The sequence below is a fragment of the Hydrogenobacter subterraneus genome (assembly GCF_055390195.1).
Window position 1 is genome coordinate 744,928 of the sequence record NZ_AP042473.1, and the last position, 19,800, is coordinate 764,727.

Sequence of the window (19,800 nt, forward strand, 5' to 3'; positions counted from 1 at the left end):
CCCATTATGAGAAAAAGACAAGCCTTAACATCCAGCCAGTAAAGAGTTGGAAGAGTGTAATCAAAAGGCCTATGGCTGGAAGTAGTACCATTTTCCTACCTACTCCTTCTCCTTTGAACCAAAAGACTATGAAGTTAAGCACGGAAAATATGAAAAGCAGTATTCCATTCCATTTATGTGGAAAGCCCCAAATAAAGGGCACCTTTGACTGCACCAAAGGAACGTTGGAAACGCCAAAGCCAAAAACCACAGAAAGTAGGGCAAACACTATAAGCAATCCATTTAAGTAAAGGGCATATCTTGGTATACTTTTTGACTTTAAAATTGAGGCTATTTGCAGGCCAAAAACCACCAAGGCAAGTATAAGGGTGGGGTAAGCAAAAAGTGGGTGCAATACCATCATCACAATACCTCCAGCTTTTTATCAACTTCTATTATATCTCTATAGAGGTTTATAAGTATATCCACATAATCCTCTGCGCCAGCTTCCACCTTATCCATCAATTCCTCAAGTCTTCTTGTGAACTCTTCTTCAAGAAAATGTTTTACCTCCTCTCTACTGTTGAGGTAGTTATAGACTTCTTTGCCCAAGTTGGTAGGAATAAGAAAGCCCTTGTTTTCTATTACATAGCCCCTTTCTATAAGCTTTTCCACTATGCTGGCGTAGGTTGAGGGCCTTCCTATGCCTCTTCTTTTCATCTCCTGAACAAGCTCACCATGGGTGTAAAGGTAGGCCTTTGGCCTTGAGAGCATATTCTTCCTTTGAGACACATCCAAAGTGCCAAGCATTGGCTTATAGACCTCCACTGGCAAAAGCCTGTTAAAGCCATCTTGTAATATCTGTACTGGCACTTCCACTTCTTGGCTTTTATCCACAGCCTTAACTCTTAACTTGAAAACCTTTAATCTTACACTCCTCATCTGGCTTGCCATAAAGCGGCTAAAGATAAGTCCATAAAGCAAAAGATGTTCCCTCGTTAGACCTTCTATTTGACCGCTCAAAACCAAAGCCCTTAGCTCTTCTGGCTCTATGGCCTTTGTGGGCCTAATACATTCATGGGCTCCTCCTTCTCCCCACACTCTCGCATGGAAATACTCCTCTCCAAACTCCTCCTTTATGTATTCTTTGGCTACTCCTATACCGTAGTCTGAGACCCTTGTGGAGTCTGTCCTGTGGTAGGTTATATAACCAAGCTCAAAGAGGGTTTGGGCGAGGCTCATGGTCTTTGGCAAAGACCACCTATAAGCATCGCTTGCGGCTTTTAGCATAGCATCTGTACTAAAGGGTGGTGGAGGGTTTCTATCCTCTTCCCTCTCTTCCAAAAGCTCCACTTGCACCTTAGAAAGCCCTTCATAAAAGCTTTGGGCAGACTCTTTATCTTCAAAGACCCACTCTACCCTCAACCTTCCCTCTTCATCTATAGGAAAGACCACCTTATATATCTTCTGCCTGTATTCCTTCTCCCTTTGAATGATCCATCCCAAAACGGGCGTTTGAACTCTGCCCGCAGAGAGCCAATGTTTGCCAAAGGCGTGTTGCAAAAGCTTTGAGAACTCAAAGCCCACCCACCTGTCAGCCACCCTTCTTAGAACTTGAGCTTTTACCAAGTTATAGTCAAAGTCCCTTGTTTCTTTTATGGCCTTGGCTATGGCCTTTCTGGTGACCTCGTGGAACTCCATCCTCTTTATGTTTGGATTGTATGGCTTTAATAGTTCTGACAGGTCCCATGCTATCTTTTCTCCTTCCGTGTCTGGGTCTGTGGCTATAAGCACCTCTTGTGCCTCAAGGGCCATACGCCTTAGGCTTTCCACAATCCTGTCTTTGCCTTCAATAACTTCATACACAGGCACGGGCTTGCCGTTTACATAAACACCGTGAAAACCCTCTTCCTTGTTTAGGTCCAAAACATGGCCAAAGCTTGAGGTGATCATTATGTATCTATCTCCCGCAGAGGTCTCCATAAGCTCATGGTCCCCCACCCTTCTCCTTACAGCCTTGCCAAAGAAATTAGCTATGGTCCTTGCCTTGTTTGGAGACTCCACCACTATAAGCACAGGCTTTAGAACCTCTTTGTTTTGTGGCCTTTCTTCCCCTTGTAAAAAGGCCCTTATCTTTTGCCTGTCTTTGTCCACTTCTTTTAATAGCTCTTCAAGGTTTACCTCTTCCAAGCTCTTAAAGTTTATATCCTCGTTAAACCACTTTACCTTCCTTATAAGGTGCTTAAAGGCCCTTTTGTCATCAACAAGGATAAGGCTAAGGCCCTTGCTGATGCCACCGGCGAACATGCGCGAGGTCCTACCGCTTGCCTGCAAATAGCCCGTGGCGTCCGATACTACCATCTGGTAGCCCTCTTCCGTTTTCCTTAGGGTTATCTCCTCCGAACTCATGAGGAGGTCAATCACCTCTTGGGAGGTTAAAAAGCTTCCCACCTCTTCCTTTAGCCCTTCTATCCTTTGTGCAAGCTCTGGTTTATCCCGTAGGAATTCTTCGCTCAAATACTGGTACCTTTTTAGGCTTTCAAGCCACCGGTCTATATCTCTTAGCCTTTGCGGTAGCCTTTTGGCCACAAGGCTCCTTAAAGACATAAGGGCCCACAAGAGGTGAGAAAGGTTGTTTTCAAACCTCAAAGAGATGACTATCTTCGGAACTCCGTAAAAGATAGCATACCTTATCACATGGGGCAGGTCTATGCCTCTGGCAAGAGGGTTCCTGTAAGAGGATATGCCCACAAGTATGTCTATCTCCCCTTCCTCGTAGTTTTTTAGCACCTCATCGTCAAGCTTCTCATAGGAGACAGCCCTTATGCCCTTCTCCTGAAGGTAAGAGACCACCTCATCCACAAACTCCTTCTTTTTATCGGAAGGTATAAAAAGCAATCCACCCTTGCCAAGGAGTCTAATCCACTCCTCCAAAGGCTTATGGTTTATATCCTCATACAGGTCCACCACATTCCTAAGGTAGAAGGTGGGTGTGCCCACCTCAAAGCCAAGGAGTTCTCTAAATAGTTTTATCCTGCTTGACCTTGGGTTGGAGGTGGCGGAAGACACCACAAGCACACCCCTTCTCTTTTTAGAAACCTCCTTTACTTTGTCTGCAAGCTCCTTTAGCCCCTCCCAATCTTCTTCATCCTTGTTCCTCTTTTCCTTTAGCCTTATGAGCCTCATGGCAAGCTCAATATCTTCCATATCAAAGCCAAGAAGAAGTAAAAGCTTGTCTATGTTCTTTGCCGTTTTTAGGAAAGAATCCACATCATCCACAAAAATAAAGTCAAAGTTTTTGGGTATGATCTCCTGATTTTTGTATAAGAACATGGAGGTGCTAACAAGCACCTTAAAATCTCCCTCTTGCAGTCTTGCCTTCTTTATCTCCTTTTGCTTTGCGCTATCATCGGAAAAGTAAAGTATGTCCTCTTCCTTTAGGCCAAAACCTTTTAGCTTTTGGACTGTTAAATCTACCAATACCTTGGTGGGAAGTATTATGTAAGACTTTTTTTCCTTCTTTGCTAAATAGCTTGCCATAGATACACCAAAGGAGGTTTTGCCCACGCCGGTGGGTGCCAAAAGGCCAAAGGAATTTCCAAGAAACACCCTCTTTGCCCAGCTCTCCTGAAGGCTCCAAGGCTTGGACCTAAGATGCTTTTCAAAGTGCGCCTCCCATCTTTTTAGCTCCTCTTCCATGTGGCACACTTTGCTAAGCTCTCCCTCCCTCAACATGTGCCTACAATAATCCCTTTCTACCTTTGGCATACACCTTTCGCAAGGAAGACCCAGACTGAGCCTTTCTGCGCTAATATCTCCTCCACAGTTGGGACAAAGCTTTTTAAACAGGCTTTCTATCATGGTTTTTAATTTTATAACTTTTCCTCTTCCCTTCCCTTCAAAATAAGCCTCAAAGGTGCATACCTAATATTAAGGTGTTCCCTTAGCCTTCTTTGGAAGAACCTAAGGTAGTCCTTTCTCCAAAGCTCTGGGTCGTTGGTAAATACCACCACCGTAGGTGGCCTTGTGCTTTCCTGAAAGGCATAATATACCTTTACCTCCTTGCCCTTTTGAGAGGGTGGATGCTTTTCTCTCAACACCTTTTCCACAGCCCTGTTTATAAAGGAAGTCTTATGCTGTATGTTGTAATCTTCCCACACAAGCTCACAAGCCCTTAGTATGTCTTCCACCCCTTGGCCCTTTATGGCAGAGGTAAGCACTATGGGTGCATAATCAAGGAAAGATAGCTCCCTTCTAAGATAGGCCTCTACTTCCCTTCTATTGGCCTTTATAAGGTCCATCTTATTACCCACTATCACACAGCCCTTATATCTCCTCTCTATAAGCCCACCTATCCTTTTGTCTTGGTCAACCACGCCTTCCGAAAGGTCTATTACAAGACAGCATATATCCGAAAGCTCTATTGCCTTTATGGACCTACCAACGGAGAAAAACTCCACACCATACTCTACCTTGCTTCTCCTCCTTATGCCCGCCGTATCTACAAGGATAAAGTCCTTTCCCTCAAAGGAAAAGGGAACTTCTATAGCATCTCTGGTGGTGCCCGGTATGGGAGAAACTATAACCCTCTCCTCTTTAAGCAAGGCATTTACAAGGGAGGACTTTCCCACATTGGGCCTTCCCAAAAAGGCTATTTTTATGCCTTCCAAAGGCCTTTCCTCTTCCTCTGGAAGTATTTCCACAAGCTTGTCAAGGAGTTCATCCACGCCCCTTCCATGCTGGGCAGATATGGGGAAAAGCCTTTCAAAGCCAAGAGAATAGAACTCATAAACTCTATCCTCAAGCTTCTGTGAATCAATCTTATTAACCGCCACAAAGACCTTGTCCTTGTATGGATATATGAGCCTTGCCAAATACTCATCCCCGGCCGTTAGCCCCTCCCTACCATCCACAACAAATATTATGGCCTTTGCCCCCTCAAGAACCTTTTGAACCTGTCTCTTTATAGCCTCCGTTATCTCATCCCCTCTCTCCAACACACCACCCGTATCTGCCACGCTAAAGCTTTTGCCCCTCCAGTGAGCTATGCCCTCCACCATATCCCTTGTAACACCGGGTAGGTCATGTACTATGCTTTTCCGCCTCTTTATAAGCCTGTTAAAAAGGGTAGACTTTCCTACGTTTGGTCTTCCAACTATTAGAACATCCGCCATAGAGAAAAGAGTTTACGACATAAATAGGCTTTTGTCAAAGGGTTTGTCTTTTTCTAACGGCCTTATTCATTATTATTTCTTCTATTTTTTTGTCTAAGCCTTTCTCCTCCGAATGCAATCTTGCCTCCAAAATTATTAACCTTATCTTGTTCCTTAGTCTTCTTTTTGCTTCTGTGTGGCCAAAGGTGAAAAATATTCCATCAAGCAGAGCATCCGCTAAAAGCTCCTTGTAGTCTCCACCGCCTACCAAGGCTACAATTTCCTCATGCACTTTTTCAAAATCAATCTTTGCTCGTTTAAACAAAGGCTCCAACACTTTAAGAGCTTGCTCTGGGTTAGAGAACTTCAGATTCTCATAATTTTCCTTCACCCTCTCCAAATACTCTGCCTTTTCTGAGTATAGGCTTTCTAATCTCCTTAACCTGCTGTATGCTTGCTCATATTCCCTTTCCTTCTTTTCCCTCTCCTCTTCAGAAAGATTATCCTTAGATAGGATATGTTCCAAGCTTATAAGCCTAAGCCTTGCTTTTATCAACTCATCCCGTATCTCTTCAAACTCATTCTTTTCTACTTTTTTAAATGTGTTTGGCTCCTTTTGATCATTATCCCTTTTCGCATTTTTCATATACTCAGCCTTTAACCTTTCCAGTGTTTGGGACAACTCCTTATATTCTTTTTCTATGCTTTCTTTGTCTTCTGGAGAAAGTTTGTCCGCCATGGATAAGAGTTTGCTTAGCTTGAACAGTCTTATGCTGATTTTTAATATGGCTTTTTGTAGGTCTTTAAAGTTTTCCATATAAACACCTCCTATATCTTAAGAATTTCTTTGTGGACTTTGTTTTTAATGTTTAAGCCCTCCCAAATTCAATATCAAAACCATTTTAAAACCATTTTGTTGTCTTTATTATACCATATTTTAAGCAATTTGTCAAGTAGTTTTTATTTTTTGATTGTATATTGAATAACTTTTTGAAAAATCAAACTATGTGGCTTTGTGGCTACAACAATGTTGTATAATATTCCCTATGAGCGAACTACATCATCCACACAATGATGATGCCTTTGAGGTGTTGAGAGGTGCCAAAGTAATAGCTGTCGTTGGCATATCTCCAGATAAGGAAAGGCCTTCCTATTATGTAAGTGAGAGAGTTCTTTCCAAAGGTCTTCATAAGGTCTACTTTATAAACCCCAAGTATGCAGGCCAAGAGATACTCGGTATAAAGGTCCTTTCCTCCCTTGAGGAAGTGCCAGAGTCTGTGGATATAGTCAACGTATTTAGAAATCCTGCCCATATAGAACCCATCTTTGAAGAGGCTCTTAAAATAGGTGCCAAGTGCGTGTGGCTACAGCCCGGTTGTGAAAATATGGAAGTTATAGAAAAGTATAAAGACAAAATAAATATAGTCTGGAATGCGTGCATAGGCGTGGAGGCAGGATATCTTTAAAAGACCACCAGCTTGTCCGCATGTATGACCTCTTCAAAGTTTGTTTTTAGCTTTCTCTTTACCTCTTCTCCCTTACTCCCTAAAACCTTTCTTATCTCTTCAGAGGAGAAGTTGCTCTTTCCCTTCCCTACCAAAAAGCCCATGGGATTGTAAAGCACCACCACATCACCCCTTTGGAAGGCGCCTTCCACTCTAAGTATGCCTGCTGGCAAAAGGCTTTTACCTTGTTTTATGGCTCTGTATGCACCATCGTCTATGTATAGTGCGCCCTTTGGTTCTTCAAGCATGGCAAGGACCTTTTTCCCTTCTCTCAAAGGCTTTGAAGAAGCCTTAAAGTAAGTTCCTTTAGTTTTTCCTTTAACTATCTCAAAGAGGCTGTCTTCCTTACCCGTTATTACCACCGGAATGCCAAGCTTGGTGGCTATGCGTGTGGCTGTGATTTTACTAAGCATGCCACCTGTGCCAAACTCCGAATTCACCCCCTTAACAAGATGCATAACGCTGTCTATGTCCTCCACAAAAGGCACTATCCTTTCCTTTTCATCCAAAAGGCCACCTGCGGTGGAGAATATAACTATAAGCCTTGCCTCCATCATGTATGCGGTATAAACGGCCAAAAAGTCGTTATCGCCAAAGAGAAGCTCTGATATGGCTACAGTATCGTTCTCATTTATAACAGGCACTATACCGAGAGAGATCATACTACTAAGAGCGTTTTTTGTATTTTGAAGTTTTTCCTTTTCCCGGAATATGTCTGCTGTTAGCAAGGCTTGGCCAACGGTTAGGCCATAATTAGAAAAAACCATATCATAGAGGTGCATAAGGTAAGCCTGACCCACACCGGCCACGGCCTGTTTAAGGCTTAGCTCCTTTGGTCTCTCTTTTAGCCCAAGCTTTTTTACCCCACACAGCACGGCACCAGAAGAGACCAACAAAGCTTTTATACCTTCTTCCCTCAAGGCTTTTATCTCCCCTGCAAGTCTGGAAAGAAAGGCAAGGTCTATGTCCCCATCCTTAGTCTGTATAAGGTTAGACCCCAACTTTACTACTAATAGCATAAGATGTTATATTTTAAAGCATGCTTATAATAGCTGGACCGTGCGTTATAGAAAATGAGAAGGTAGTTTTTGAGGTGGCGGAGCATCTCAAAAGGCTTTCGGAGGAATTTCCAGAGTTTGATTTTGTCTTCAAAAGCTCCTTTGATAAGGCAAACAGAAGCTCTCATAAATCCTTTAGAGGGCCGGGCTTGGAAGAGGGACTAAAGGTTCTTCAAAAGGTAAAAGAGGAGTTTGGCCTGAAGATAACCACGGACGTGCATGAGACATGGCAGGTAAAACCCACCGCAGAGGTAGTAGATATAATCCAGATTCCGGCCTTCCTTTGTAGGCAAACAGACCTCATACTTGAGGCGGGAAGAAGTGGAAAACCCGTAAACGTAAAAAAAGGCCAGTTTTTGGCCCCTTGGGATGCAAAAAATATTGTGGAAAAGCTAAAATTTGCAGGTGCTGTAGATTATTACCTAACGGAGAGGGGAGTGAGCTTTGGCTACAACAACTTGGTGGTGGATTTCAGAAGCCTTGTGATAATGAGAAGCTTTAGCAAGGTCATCTTTGATGCCACCCATAGCGTTCAACTTCCCGGTGGTGGTGGAGATAGGTCCTCAGGACAAAGGGAGTTTGTCCTTCCACTTATACGTGCTGCTGTGGCTGTGGGAGTGGATGGCCTCTTTATGGAGACGCACCCAGACCCAGACAAGGCCCTCTCAGACGGTCCCAACATGATACCCTTAAAGGACCTAAGGAATGTTTTAGAAACGGTTCAACGCATCTTAAATGCTATATCCTCTACCTCAATGGGATAATTATCGCTAAAACAGGCATCACAAAAGTCTTGAGGACTTTCCACTATGGACCTTAGGCCCTCAAGGGACAGATATTTAAGAGAGTCCGCTCCTATGAACTTCCTTATATCCTCTATACTCATCCTATTGGCTATAAGCTCATCCCTTGTGGGTGTGTCTATACCAAAGTAGCAAGGCCCTATAACGGGTGGTGAAGCTATACGCATATGAACCTCTTTTGCGCCAGCCCTTTTTAGCATATTTACTATCTTCTTTGAGGTGGTTCCCCTTACCAAAGAATCGTCAATGACTATAACCCTTTTGCCTTCCAAAACGGCCTTGTTGGAATTTAGCTTCATAAGAACCTTTATATCCCTTAGCTCCTGCGTTGGTTCTATAAAGCTTCTTCCTACGTAGTGGTTTCTTATAAGCCCAAGCTCAAGGGGAAGGCCCTTTGCCTGCGAGTATCCTATGGCTGGCACAAGGCCAGAGTCTGGCACAGGCACCACAAGGTCCGCAGAAATATCATCCTCATAGGCCAAAAGTTCTCCCATGCGCTTGCGCACTTTATAAACCCAGTTGTTAAATACAAAGCTCTCCGGCTTTGAGAAATACACAAGCTCAAAGATGCACATGGCTTTTCTGTCGGACTTAAAAGGAAAGTAGCTTCTTATGCCTTGTTTGTCTACCACAAGCACCTCTCCAGGTCTTACCTCCCTCCAAAGCTCCGCCTGAAGAATATCAAAGGCACAGCTCTCCGAAGCAAAAAGAATGGTATCTTTTAGCCTTCCCATAAGCAAGGGTCTAAAGCCCATTGGGTCTCTAACCGCTATAAGCCTATCCTTAAAAAGGTACAGAAGGCTGTAGGCACCTTTTACCTTTGAAAGTGCATAAAAAACCCTTGGAAGTATGTCCCTGTCTAAGGGGTGAAGGTCTATGTCCTTTGGTAAAAGCTCACCCTCTTCAAGCAAAGCCAAGAAAAGCTCCGTATCCGATGTGTGCGTAAGCCTTATGCCTTTTGATTCAAGCTCGGACCTGAGTATAAGGTGGTTTACCAAGTTGCCGTTATGCACCACGGCCACCTTTCCAAAGGTGGTATCTTTTACGATAGGTTGGGAGTTTATACCACCCGGGTCGCCCGCCGTTGAATACCTCACATGGGCAATGGCGCTATATCCAAATATACCTTCAAGGTCTTCTTTTCGTATAGCTTCCAGAACAAGGCCTGGCTTTTTGACTACCTTTATGTTTTCAAAATCTGATACCGCAATGCCTACGCTTTCTTGTCCCCTGTGTTGAAGGGCGTATATACCATAAAAAGCATACCTTTCCGCATGCTCTGCGTTGAAAACTCCAAAAATTCCGCACATGAGAATATAATAATCCCTTTGAACCTATTGGGTGAGAAATTAAGTATAGGAACTTTTTCAAATATTTTGAAAAAAAATTGAAGCAAAGCCCCCATAAGGGGGCTATAGCCTTTTATGAGGTTATGGGTTTAAAGACCAGATTGCCTTCTTCCGATAGGTCCACCAACACCCTTTGGCCATCCTTTATCTCGCCCTTTATGATGAGGTTTGCCAGTGGAGTTTCAAGGTGTTTTTGGAGTGTTCTCTTCAAAGGCCTTGCGCCGTAGGCTGGGTCATAGCCAAGCTTTACAAGGTGTTCCTTTGCCTTATCTGTTAGCTCTATGCTTATGTTCCTCTCCGCCAGCCTCTTGTTTATTCCTGCCACCAAAAGGTCTATGATCTGGAAGAGTTCCTTCATGGTAAGAGGCTTAAAGACTATGATTTCATCTATACGGTTCAAAAACTCAGGCCTAAAGTGGTAGCGAAGCTCTTCAAGAACCTTCTCCTTTGCCTTCTCAAACTCTTTTTGAACTCTTTCCTCATCTCCATCCACTGGTATACTAAGCAAGTATTGTGAGCCTATGTTGGAGGTCATGATGATAACCGTGTTCCTAAAGTCCACCGTCCTTCCGTGAGAGTCTGTTAGCCTTCCGTCGTCAAGCACTTGCAAGAAGAGGTCAAAGACCCTTGGGTGGGCCTTTTCCACCTCATCAAGGAGTATAACAGAGTAGGGCTTTCTCCTTACGGCTTCTGTTAGCTTTCCACCCTCTTCGTAGCCCACATAACCGGGTGGTGCGCCTATGAGCTTTGCCACGCTATGTTCTTCCTTAAACTCGGACATATCAAGCCTTATTAGGGCATCCTCATCTCCAAAGAGTAGCTCGGCCAAAGCCTTTGAAAGCTCCGTTTTACCCACGCCTGTGGGACCAAGGAATAGGAAGCTTGCGATGGGTCTTTTTGGGTCCTTTAGGCCAGCCCTTGCCCTCCTTATGGCCTCGGAGACTGCCACCACCGCATGCTCTTGGTCTATTACCCTCTTATGGAGTTCTTCTTCCAGCTTTAACAGTTTTTCCACTTCTTCTTCCCTTAGCTTGGACACTGGTATGCCAGTCCATTCGGAGACCACTTGGGCCACGTCATCCCATGTCACTACCAGCTCCTCGGCCTTTTTGGACTCAAGCTCCTTAAGCTCCTTTTCAAGCTTTACCTTTTCAATCTTTAGGTTTGCTTCCCTTTCATAGTCTCCCTTCTCAGAGGCCTTTAGAATCTCCTGGTCAAGCTCCTCCATCCTCCTCTTTATTTCTGCTATCCTCGCATCCACACCACCAGCCTTAGAAAGTAAGGCTTGCTTTTCCTTTTCCAACTGAACCTTCTTTATCTTTAGCTGTGCCTCCTTCTCGTAGTTGCCTTCAAGGTAAGCCTTTTGGATCTCTTCCTCAAGGCTCCTTAGCTTCCTTTCTATCTCTTGAACCTCTGGAGGGACGGCCACAGCCGAGAGCTTTCTCCTTGCGGAAGCTTGGTCAAGGGCATCTATGGCCTTGTCTGGAAGCTTTCTAAAGGTCACGTACCTTTTTGTGAGCTTTACAGCAGCCTCTAAGGCCTCATCGGATATCTTTACCTTGTGGTGTTTTTCAAGCTTTGGCCTTAGGCCCTTTAGTATCTCAAGGGTTTCTTCCTCTGTAGGCTCTTCCACATATATGGGCTGGAACCTCCTTTCAAGGGCTGGGTCCTTCTCTATATACTTTCTGTATTCGTCCACCGTGGTAGCACCTATGACCCTTATCTCACCCCTTGCTAAGGGTGGCTTTAGCATGTTGCCCGCATCCACTGCACCTTCCGCCTTTCCTGCACCCACTACTGTGTGTATCTCATCTATAAAGAGTATTACATTGCCTCTTTGCTTTGCCTCTTCCAAAAGGCTCTTGAACCTTTCTTCAAACTCTCCCCTATACTTGGACCCAGCTATTATGGAACCTATATCTATGGCTATGATGGATTTGTCCTGAAGCTCTACCGGCACCTCCTTGTTTACTATCCTTTGGGCAAGCCCTTCCACTATGGCAGTTTTCCCTACTCCCGGGTCTCCAACAAGAACTGGGTTGTTCTTTGTCCTTCTCAAAAGCACTTCAATGACTTGGTTTATCTCCCTTTCCCTGCCTATTACAGGGTCAAGCTTGCCCTCCCTTGCCATCTGGGTGAGGTCCACCCCAAACCTCTCAAGGGCAGACTTTTCTTCTTCTCTTAGTTCTTGTGCTACGTCCTTCATCTTTTCACCTCCTGCTATATCTTCTAAAATCTTACCAGCTATGGTATCTTTTGCCTCTAAAAGGCTTGCTACTATATGATAAGGTTCAACTTGAGATAGCCCTTCGGCTACCGCCTTGTCTTGTGCCTTTTCAAAGACCTTTATAAGGTTCTCCGAATAGTCAAAGGCTGGCTCCTTGCCAAAGACTATCTTCCCAACCGCATCCTTTACCCTTTCGGGCGACAGGCCTATTTCTTTTGCCTGCTCTACAAGGCTTGAAGCCTCAAGGGCCTTCTTTATAAGCCCGTCTATGCTTAATTTATTTTCAAGGAATGCCCTCACATCCTCCTGTTTAAAAACTGTGGAAAGGCTCCTTTCTACACTCTCCAACTGGCTTCTTATCTGGCTTTCCAACCTTTCAAGCCTTGTAAGCTCTATCTGGAGTTCTTGTAGGCTCCAATAGTCTCCATAGCGCTTTGCCCTTTCTATCTCCTCTTTTATTTCTCTTTTAGCCCTTTTTACTTTATCATATTCAATCTGTAGCTGTCCTATGTCCGACTTTACTTGCATTATCTTGCTTCTTAGGTCTATAAGGTGCTTGGCCTCTTGTTCCACAGCTTTGTTTATCTGAGAAGATAGCTTATCAAGGTATTCGGAAACCTTTCCATAAAGGCTCTTTGCGTCTATTCCTCTCTTTTCCAGATATTTTGCCAAGGCGGACTTTTCATCGGAAAGAAGGGCCAAAAGTAGGTGGTCTGTATCCACCTTACTATCTCCCCTCTTTTTTGCCAGTTCTTTTGCCTTGTTTAAATATTCAAGGGCTTTTGCAGACAGTAGGTTCTCGCTAATCATCTTCCACCTCCAAAATTTTATAGTAGTTTTTATAATATGCTTTAGTGTATTTTTGTCAAGTTTTGCCTTGAGAAAGCTTTTTTCTTCCCTATACCTTCCTTAATGGTATAAAATTAAGGTATGGTAGCCTATAGGGTTTATGTCAGCGGTATAGTGCAGGGGGTAGGCTACAGGGCCTTTACAAAAAGGCTTGCTCATAGCTATGGCCTTGCAGGTTGGGTAAAAAACTTGCCCGATGGTAGGGTGGAGGTCTTTGTGCAGGGGGATGAAGAGGTAGTGTGGGCTTTCTTAAAAGAACTTTTTAAGGGTCCTCCCGCGGGAAGGGTAGACCGCATGGAGGTCCTAAAGGAGGTGCCAAGAGATGAAGAAAGGGATTTTACTATTAGGTATTAGCCTTAGCTTTGCCCTTGCCTTTGAGTGTAAAGATTATACGGTAAGGAAGGGTGATAGCTTAGAAAAGATAGCCAAAAGGGAAGGCGTAAGCCTTGAAAGCCTAAAAAAAGCTAACAAAAACATAGATGAAAGACAGCTTAAAGTGGGTCAAAAGCTATGCATACCTGTCAAAAGCGCAAAAAAGGCCACATCAGAAAAATATGCCATATATGAGGTTAAAAAGGGTGATACTCTTCAAAAGATAGCGGAAAGCTTTGGGGTTGATGTGGAAGATTTAAAGGAATTTAACGGTTTAAAGGATGAAAAGATTGTAGAAGGACAAAAGATAAAGATACCAGCGCCAAAGGCTATATCAAAAAAGAAGGGAGAAGATAAAGACTATGAACTCTACACGATTAAACGTGGTGGTAGGCTAAAGGATGTGGCAAAGGCCACTGGAGTGCCTTTAAAGGAGCTTGAAAAACTAAATCCTGACCTAAAAGGCAAGTTTTTGTCTGCTGGCACAAAGGTGAAGATACCAAAAGACGCCACTCAAGCGAAGAAAGAGGAAGGCAAAAGAGAAGAAGATTACCAGTTTTACACGGTTAAAAGAGGAGCAAGGCTAAAAGATGTGGCAAAAACCACGGGAATATCTTTAAAAGAACTTGAAAGGCTTAACCCAGAATTGAAAGATAGATGGCTTAAAGCTGGAACTAAAGTAAAAATACCAAAAAGTTCCATGGAAGCGAAATCCGGTGAAGGAACAAAGGAAGAAGGCTATGCTTATTATAGAGTCAAAAGAAAGGTTAAGCTTGAACATGTGGCAAAAGCCACCGGCACATCTTTAAAAGAGCTTGAAAGACTAAATCCAGACCTTAAAGACAAATGGCTCTCCCCAGGGACCAAGGTGAAAATACCCGTCAAAGAGGCAAAAAGGACAAAGGAGGAGGGCAATTATGACTTTTACACCGTTAAACGTAGCGGAAGGCTAAGGGATGTGGCAAGGGCCACGGGAGTGCCTTTAAAGGAACTTGAAAAGCTTAACCCAGAATTAAAAGGCAAATTGTTAAAGGCTGGAACGAAGGTAAAAATACCAAAGCAAGAGGTGGCTTCTAAGCCTGTTCAAGAGGAGATGCCCAAAAAGGATGAAAGAAATAAGGAGGACAAGTATATTGTCAAGGACTTAGAGAAGGAGAATAATAAAACAAGCGCAAGCTTACCAAGGAACCTCAATATACTACCGCCGGTAGAAGGTAAGATATCAAAAGTGCCAAAGGGTGTGGAAATACATGCACCATGTTCTGCACCAGTAAAAGCAGTAGAGGATGGTAGAGTGATATACAGCGGTGGAGACCTACAGGCTTATGGGAACATGGTTATAATTGAGCATGATAATTTTATATCCTTGTACGCTTACAATGAGACAAACCTTGTCAAAAGGGGAGAAAGGGTAAGCAAAGGGCAAACCATAGCAAAGGTGGGCAAAAAGAACAACTCCGATGAGTGTATGCTAAGGTTTGAAATAAGAAACAAGGAAGGTATTCCTTTGGACCCAACGGAGTATATTAAGGATATTCAGTAAAAAGCCTATCGCCCATATCTCCTACGCCCGGCACTATGTAGCCCTTTTGGTTTAGCCCTCTATCTACGCTTACAACAAACAGGTTCACATCTGGATGTAAAGAAAGCACCTTTTCTATCCCCTCTGGAGAAGCCACCAAGTTCAAAGAGAATATCCTTTCAGGCCTTTCTGCTTTTATCTCCTCCAAAGCCATACTCAAAGTGCCGCCCGTTGCCAGCATGGGGTCAAGCACTATAATCCATTTGTCCTTTATGTCTGGAATCCTTTTGTAATACAGTGTGGGCCTTAGGCTTTCTTCATTCCTCCTTATGGCCAAAAAGCCTGCCTTTGCCCTTGGAAAGGCTCTTAAAGCTCCGTTTAGCATGGGCATGCCAGCCCTAAGTATGCACAGAAGCACAATTTTTTCTTCTTCAACAAACTCAAAAATACTCTCTTCCAAAGGAGTTTCTATTCTTTCGTTCCTAATGGGTGCCTCTTCCATCAAGTAGGGCATACACATTAAAGTTAGCTCTTCCACAAGGCTTCTTAGCCTTTCTGGTGGATTTCTTTTGTCTCTTATTGTATTTAGCTTGTGTTTCAATAGTGGATTATCAAGCACTTTCAACGGCATCTTTAAACTCTCCTATGCGCACAATGGTGCCTTGCTGGCCCTTTATAACCCTCTTTATGGTTCTTACTTCATATATCTGGCTATCGTTTTTGATAACTCCCCCCTTCTCCAAAATGTCCCAAAGACTTTTTAGCATGTTATCTATATCCCTTCTCCTGTGGTTAGGAAGCACAAGCTCTACATAAACGGAAAGTTTACTTTCAAGCGGCTCACCCTTATACTGCTCTTTTATCTCCCATAAGGCCCTAACCTCCCAGTTCTTTACCCTCGGCGGCTTAAAGACCTTGCCACCTTTTCTCCTTATGTATCTGTTGCTCTTTGGAACAGGAAGCAAAGAGAGCCTAAGCTCTATCATCTTCTCATCAAAAGCACACACATAACTAAAACCAAGAGAAGGCTAAGAAGGTTTACTCCCATGGAAATACCATGCCATTTCATAAAGGCGTTATAATCCACAGGCTTTAGGGCGTGTGCTGTGGGAAGTATATAAAAGACATGTATGGCATTGAGAAAAAGGGTTAAGAGGGCCATAAGAGCTATAAGCCTTCCAAGCTTAAAGCCTAAGATAAGGGTTATGAAGGAAACCACCAGACCAATGCTGAAATAAACTGGAAAGACCCTTTCTACCACCGCACCAGCTTGCTCCTTTTGGAGGACTCTAAAGAGGGTGGGAGCTACAAAGAAGCTAAAGAAGGAGCCAAGCCCAAGGTAGGCTGAGTTTATAAACAGGAGAAATTTACTCATCTCTGACCACCGGAAGGTTGTAGGACCTTAACACTTGAAGTAGTTTTTTTTCATTTTCTGGCTTCATGGGACACATGGGCAGTCTAAACTCCTTTTCGCACATACCAAGGGCCCAGCAGGCTGTTTTTACAGGGATAGGGTTGGTTTCTATGAAAAGTATCTTAAAAAGGTCAAAAAGGTGGTAGTGCATTTCCCTCGCCTTTTGAAAATCACCCTTTAGGGCATAATCTACCATGGCCTTTACTTCCCTCGGCATTATGTTGTTTGCTACAGATATAACCCCCTTGGCACCCAAAGCCATCATAGGCAAGGTTAGAGAATCATCTCCAGAGAGTATGGTGAAGTTTTCTCCCAAAAGCCTCCTTAGTTCTGATATTCTATCCATGTTTGGCGTAGATTCCTTAGAGCCTATTATATTTGGGCAATCTTTTACAAGCCTGTATATGGTTTCCGGTGCTATCTCCACACCCGTCCTTGAAGGTATGTTATAAAGGATTATGGGAATATCCACCTCATCGGCCACCGTTTTGAAGTGCTGATAGAGGCCTTCCTGAGTTGGCTTATTGTAGTAAGGCACCACCAAAAGACAAGCATCCACACCCACCTTTTTGGCATGGGTGGTTAATTCTATGGCTTCGTGGGTGGCGTTGGCTCCTGTTCCAGCTATTATCTTTATCCTACCCTTGGCGTAGTTTACCGCATGCTCTATAACCTTTTCATGTTCTTCAAAGGTCAAGGTGGGCGATTCGCCAGTTGTTCCACACACAAGTATGGCGTCCGTATGGTTGTTGATATGAAAATCTATAAGGTTCTCAAGGGCTTTGAAATCCACTTCTCCATCTTTGAAAGGCGTGATGAGAGCTACTATTGACCCATAAAACATGGAATAGATTATAACACCAAAAAGCATGTAGGGTAAGAAATCCCCCTTGGGAAATTGGACCTTTAATTTCTTTATTATGTAAAAGAAAATAATTAGCAGTTGCATTTTTTTAGCATTATGTTTATAATTATATCCATATATTAGCAAAACCTAATAGGAGGTGATATCATGAGGAAAGGAAGGTGGTTGGTAAGTGGTCTGGTTTTGGGTGCAGGGGCCTTTGCGGTAGTAGCCTATGCAGGAAAGGCTTCCAAGGACATAATAACTCCACAGGAGGCAAGGAAATATTTCTCACCCATCACCCAAAAGGTGGTAGACAACCCACAAAATCCTGTAACACAACAAAAGGTAGAGCTTGGTAGGATGCTTTATCACGACCCTAGGCTTTCCAAAAGCGGCCTTATAAGCTGTAATACGTGCCACAACCTTGCCAGCGGAGGAGTAGACAACCTTCCAACAAGCATAGGACACAAATGGCAAATGGGACCTGTTAATGCTCCCACAGTTTATAATGCAGCCTTCCACATAGCCCAGTTCTGGGATGGAAGGGCAAAGGACTTGGAGGAGCAAGCCAAAGGGCCCATACTTAACCCCAAGGAAATGGCCATGCCAAGCGAAGAGGAGGCAGTAAAAAGGATAGCTTCCATCCCACAATACAGAGAACTGTTTGCAAAGGCTTTCCCTGGTGAAAAGGAACCTATAACCTACGATAATATTGCCAAAGCCATAGCAGCCTTTGAAAGGACACTTCTAACACCTTCTCGCTTTGACAAGTTCCTAATGGGTGATACAAAGGCTCTAACAGCAGAAGAAAAGAAAGGACTAAAGCTTTTCATTGAAAAGGGTTGTGCAAGCTGTCATAATGGTGTGGCTTTGGGTGGAACTATGTTCCAAAAGATGGGTATTGTAAAGCCATACAACTCCACAAGCCCGGCAAAGGGAAGGTATGATGTGACCAAGAAGCCAGAGGACATGTATGTCTTCAAGGTTCCATCTCTTAGGAATGTGGAAAGGACTGCACCATACTTCCACGACGGTCAAGTTTGGAGCTTGGAAGAGGCTGTAAGGATAATGGCGGATATCCAGCTTGGAGTTCAGCTAAAGGATGATGAGGTAAGGGCTATAGTAGCCTTCCTTAAGTCTTTGAACGGTGAGATTCCAAAGCATGCTTTGACACTGCCAGTCCTTCCACCATCCACCGAAAAAACACCAAAACCTTCCTTTGACTAATACCCCACGGGGGCTTTGCCCCCCATTTAAAACTCAGAAAAACTTGAAACTTTCAACACTTTGACCTAAATTTAAGCACTCCATACTTGTGCTATGAAGGTAGGTGTTATAAGCTTAGGGTGTGCTAAGAATTTGGTGGATACGGAAGTGCTTTTGGGTAAGCTACGGGCTGGGGGTGCCAAGCTTGTAAGCGACCCTAAAAAAGCGGATGTAATAATCATAAACACATGCGGTTTTATAGACCCAGCCAAGCAAGAGGCCATAGAAACCATCCTTGAGTTCTCAGATAAGAAGAAGGTCATCGTAATGGGTTGTTTGGTGCAAAGGTATAAGGAGGAGCTTCAAAAGGAAATACCAGAGGTTATGGCCTACTTTGGCACAGAAAGTTGGGACCAGATAGTGGAGTTTTTGGGCCTAAGGCCTACCAAAGAAGTCAAAAGGGTTATCACCACTCCAAAATCCTACGCCTACTTAAAGATAGCTGAAGGTTGCAACCGCCTTTGTTCCTTTTGCGCCATTCCAAACATAAGAGGAAAACATCGTTCAAGGCCTTTGGAAGACATTATAAGGGAGGCAAAGGATCTTGCAGAGGAGGGCATAAGGGAGCTATGCGTAGTCTCTCAAGACACCACCTATTACGGGAGGGACCTCTACGGCAAAGGATATCTTTTAAGGCTTCTTGAGGAGCTTGAGAAGATAGAGGGTATAAGATGGATAAGGCTCTTGTACCTTTATCCCACGGAGATAGAAAATGACCTCATTGATTACATGGCAAGCTCTCAAAAGCTCATTCCTTACTTTGATATGCCTTTACAACACATATCAAGCCAAGTCTTAAGGAGTATGAGAAGGGGCTACGATGAAGCCTTTGTAAGAAAGCTTATAGAGAAGATAAAAAATAAGCTACCCAATGCAGTCCTTAGAACCACCTTTATAGTGGGCTATCCTACGGAAAGTTTGGAAGACTTTGAAAGGCTTTTATCTTTTGTATGGGAGGGCCACTTTCACTGGGTAGGTGTCTTCACCTACTACCAAGAGGAGGGCACCCACGCCTTTGGCCTTGGAGACCCAATACCAATGCAGGAAAAGGAAAGAAGGAAGGAAGAATTGTTAAAGGTCCAGGAGGAGATAAGCAAGAGAAAGAACGAGGAGTTTGTAGGGAAGGAGTTTGAGCTTTTGGTGGATGGCTTTGATGAAGAGTTTGGCTTTGTGCCAGTGGGAAGGATTTACGCACAGGCTCCAGAAGTGGATGGAATAACTTACATAGAAACGGAGAGAGAGTTAAAGCCGGGCGACCTTATAAAAGTTAGGATAACCCAAGTGGGAGGGTATGATCTGGGAGCTGTGGAAGAAGTAAAATAATGCTACAAACTCCTAAGGGCTTGATAAACAAAAGCCCAAGTGCTATAATTATCTCTTAGTCCCCGTAGCTCAGAAGGACAGAGCGCGAGATTCCTAATCTCGAGGTCGGAGGTTCGAATCCTCCCGGGGACGC

Annotated in this window: 17 protein-coding genes and 1 tRNA gene; 7 read left to right on the forward strand and 11 right to left on the reverse strand. The window is 43.8% G+C overall.

Annotation, left to right across the window (positions count from 1 at the left end; genetic code table 11):
- Positions 1–4: 4 nt before the first annotated feature.
- The 4 genes from ACZ5GB_RS04155 to ACZ5GB_RS04170 are packed head-to-tail and all read right to left on the reverse strand — an operon-like array spanning position 5 to position 5,949.
- The gene (locus ACZ5GB_RS04155) at positions 5–403 is read right to left on the reverse strand and encodes a hypothetical protein (protein ID WP_464327717.1); all 399 of its coding nucleotides are present in this window, start codon (positions 401–403) and stop codon (positions 5–7) included.
- Positions 403–3,840: a reverse gyrase gene (rgy, locus tag ACZ5GB_RS04160; protein ID WP_464327718.1), complete on the reverse strand. Its 3,438-nt coding sequence runs from the start codon at positions 3,838–3,840 to the stop codon at positions 403–405. The genes ACZ5GB_RS04155 and rgy overlap by 1 nt, the downstream gene beginning before the upstream one ends.
- Before the next feature lie 11 nt (positions 3,841–3,851).
- Positions 3,852–5,153 carry a ribosome biogenesis GTPase Der gene (gene der, locus ACZ5GB_RS04165; RefSeq protein ID WP_464327719.1) on the reverse strand — a complete coding sequence of 434 codons (1,302 nt, stop codon included), beginning with the start codon at positions 5,151–5,153 and terminating at the stop codon, positions 3,852–3,854.
- A 34-nt stretch (positions 5,154–5,187) separates the two neighbouring features.
- The gene (locus ACZ5GB_RS04170) at positions 5,188–5,949 is read right to left on the reverse strand and encodes a hypothetical protein (protein ID WP_464327720.1); all 762 of its coding nucleotides are present in this window, start codon (positions 5,947–5,949) and stop codon (positions 5,188–5,190) included.
- A 229-nt stretch (positions 5,950–6,178) separates the two neighbouring features.
- Here ACZ5GB_RS04170 and ACZ5GB_RS04175 point away from each other — a divergent pair, with 229 nt between their 5' ends.
- Positions 6,179–6,598 (forward strand): CoA-binding protein, encoded by a 420-nt coding sequence (locus ACZ5GB_RS04175; protein WP_464327721.1) that lies wholly within the window; start codon positions 6,179–6,181, stop codon positions 6,596–6,598.
- Here ACZ5GB_RS04175 and proB read toward each other — a convergent pair.
- The gene (gene proB / locus ACZ5GB_RS04180; protein WP_464327722.1) at positions 6,595–7,656 is read right to left on the reverse strand and encodes a glutamate 5-kinase; all 1,062 of its coding nucleotides are present in this window, start codon (positions 7,654–7,656) and stop codon (positions 6,595–6,597) included. The genes ACZ5GB_RS04175 and proB overlap by 4 nt on opposite strands.
- 20 nt (positions 7,657–7,676) lie before the next feature.
- Between proB and kdsA the strand changes: the two genes are divergently transcribed.
- The gene (kdsA, locus tag ACZ5GB_RS04185; RefSeq protein WP_464327723.1) at positions 7,677–8,459 is read left to right on the forward strand and encodes a 3-deoxy-8-phosphooctulonate synthase; all 783 of its coding nucleotides are present in this window, start codon (positions 7,677–7,679) and stop codon (positions 8,457–8,459) included.
- On the opposite strand, the gene purF is transcribed toward kdsA, so the two are convergent.
- Positions 8,417–9,808 (reverse strand): amidophosphoribosyltransferase, encoded by a 1,392-nt coding sequence (purF, locus tag ACZ5GB_RS04190; protein WP_464327724.1) that lies wholly within the window; start codon positions 9,806–9,808, stop codon positions 8,417–8,419. The genes kdsA and purF overlap by 43 nt on opposite strands.
- Before the next feature lie 112 nt (positions 9,809–9,920).
- Positions 9,921–12,884: an AAA family ATPase gene (locus tag ACZ5GB_RS04195; protein WP_464327725.1), complete on the reverse strand. Its 2,964-nt coding sequence runs from the start codon at positions 12,882–12,884 to the stop codon at positions 9,921–9,923.
- Between the two features lie 120 nt (positions 12,885–13,004).
- On the opposite strand from ACZ5GB_RS04195, the gene ACZ5GB_RS04200 reads away from it, so the two are divergent.
- A complete protein-coding gene (locus tag ACZ5GB_RS04200; protein ID WP_464327726.1) occupies positions 13,005–13,277 on the forward strand; it encodes an acylphosphatase in 273 nt (90 codons plus the stop codon).
- Positions 13,246–14,838, forward strand: a complete 1,593-nt coding sequence (locus tag ACZ5GB_RS04205; RefSeq protein ID WP_464327727.1) for a LysM peptidoglycan-binding domain-containing protein — start codon at positions 13,246–13,248, stop codon at positions 14,836–14,838. The genes ACZ5GB_RS04200 and ACZ5GB_RS04205 overlap by 32 nt, the downstream gene beginning before the upstream one ends.
- Here ACZ5GB_RS04205 and upp read toward each other — a convergent pair.
- From upp to dapA, 4 genes are read right to left on the reverse strand one after another with little or no spacing between them, the layout of a single operon-like run.
- The gene (gene upp / locus ACZ5GB_RS04210) at positions 14,822–15,448 is read right to left on the reverse strand and encodes a uracil phosphoribosyltransferase (protein WP_464327728.1); all 627 of its coding nucleotides are present in this window, start codon (positions 15,446–15,448) and stop codon (positions 14,822–14,824) included. The two genes, ACZ5GB_RS04205 and upp, sit on opposite strands and share 17 nt — an antisense overlap.
- Complete coding sequence (locus ACZ5GB_RS04215; RefSeq protein WP_464327729.1) at positions 15,429–15,803, reverse strand: RusA family crossover junction endodeoxyribonuclease; 375 nt, start codon at positions 15,801–15,803, stop codon at positions 15,429–15,431. Before ACZ5GB_RS04215 ends, upp begins: the two co-directional genes overlap by 20 nt.
- On the reverse strand, positions 15,800–16,192 hold the full coding sequence (locus ACZ5GB_RS04220) for a DUF4149 domain-containing protein (RefSeq protein WP_464327730.1): 393 nt from the start codon (positions 16,190–16,192) through the stop codon (positions 15,800–15,802). Before ACZ5GB_RS04220 ends, ACZ5GB_RS04215 begins: the two co-directional genes overlap by 4 nt.
- The gene (gene dapA, locus ACZ5GB_RS04225) at positions 16,185–17,075 is read right to left on the reverse strand and encodes a 4-hydroxy-tetrahydrodipicolinate synthase (RefSeq protein WP_464327818.1); all 891 of its coding nucleotides are present in this window, start codon (positions 17,073–17,075) and stop codon (positions 16,185–16,187) included. Before dapA ends, ACZ5GB_RS04220 begins: the two co-directional genes overlap by 8 nt.
- A gap of 168 nt (positions 17,076–17,243) precedes the next feature.
- Here dapA and ACZ5GB_RS04230 point away from each other — a divergent pair, with 168 nt between their 5' ends.
- The 3 genes from ACZ5GB_RS04230 to ACZ5GB_RS04240 all read left to right on the forward strand — a co-directional run bounded on the left by ACZ5GB_RS04230 (position 17,244) and on the right by ACZ5GB_RS04240 (position 19,799).
- A complete protein-coding gene (locus tag ACZ5GB_RS04230) occupies positions 17,244–18,305 on the forward strand; it encodes a cytochrome-c peroxidase (RefSeq protein WP_464327731.1) in 1,062 nt (353 codons plus the stop codon).
- Positions 18,306–18,398: 93 nt separating this feature from the next.
- The gene (gene rimO, locus ACZ5GB_RS04235) at positions 18,399–19,667 is read left to right on the forward strand and encodes a 30S ribosomal protein S12 methylthiotransferase RimO (RefSeq protein ID WP_464327732.1); all 1,269 of its coding nucleotides are present in this window, start codon (positions 18,399–18,401) and stop codon (positions 19,665–19,667) included.
- Positions 19,668–19,725: 58 nt separating this feature from the next.
- Positions 19,726–19,799: transfer RNA gene (locus ACZ5GB_RS04240), tRNA-Arg, on the forward strand.
- The last annotated feature ends 1 nt before the right edge of the window (position 19,800 follow it).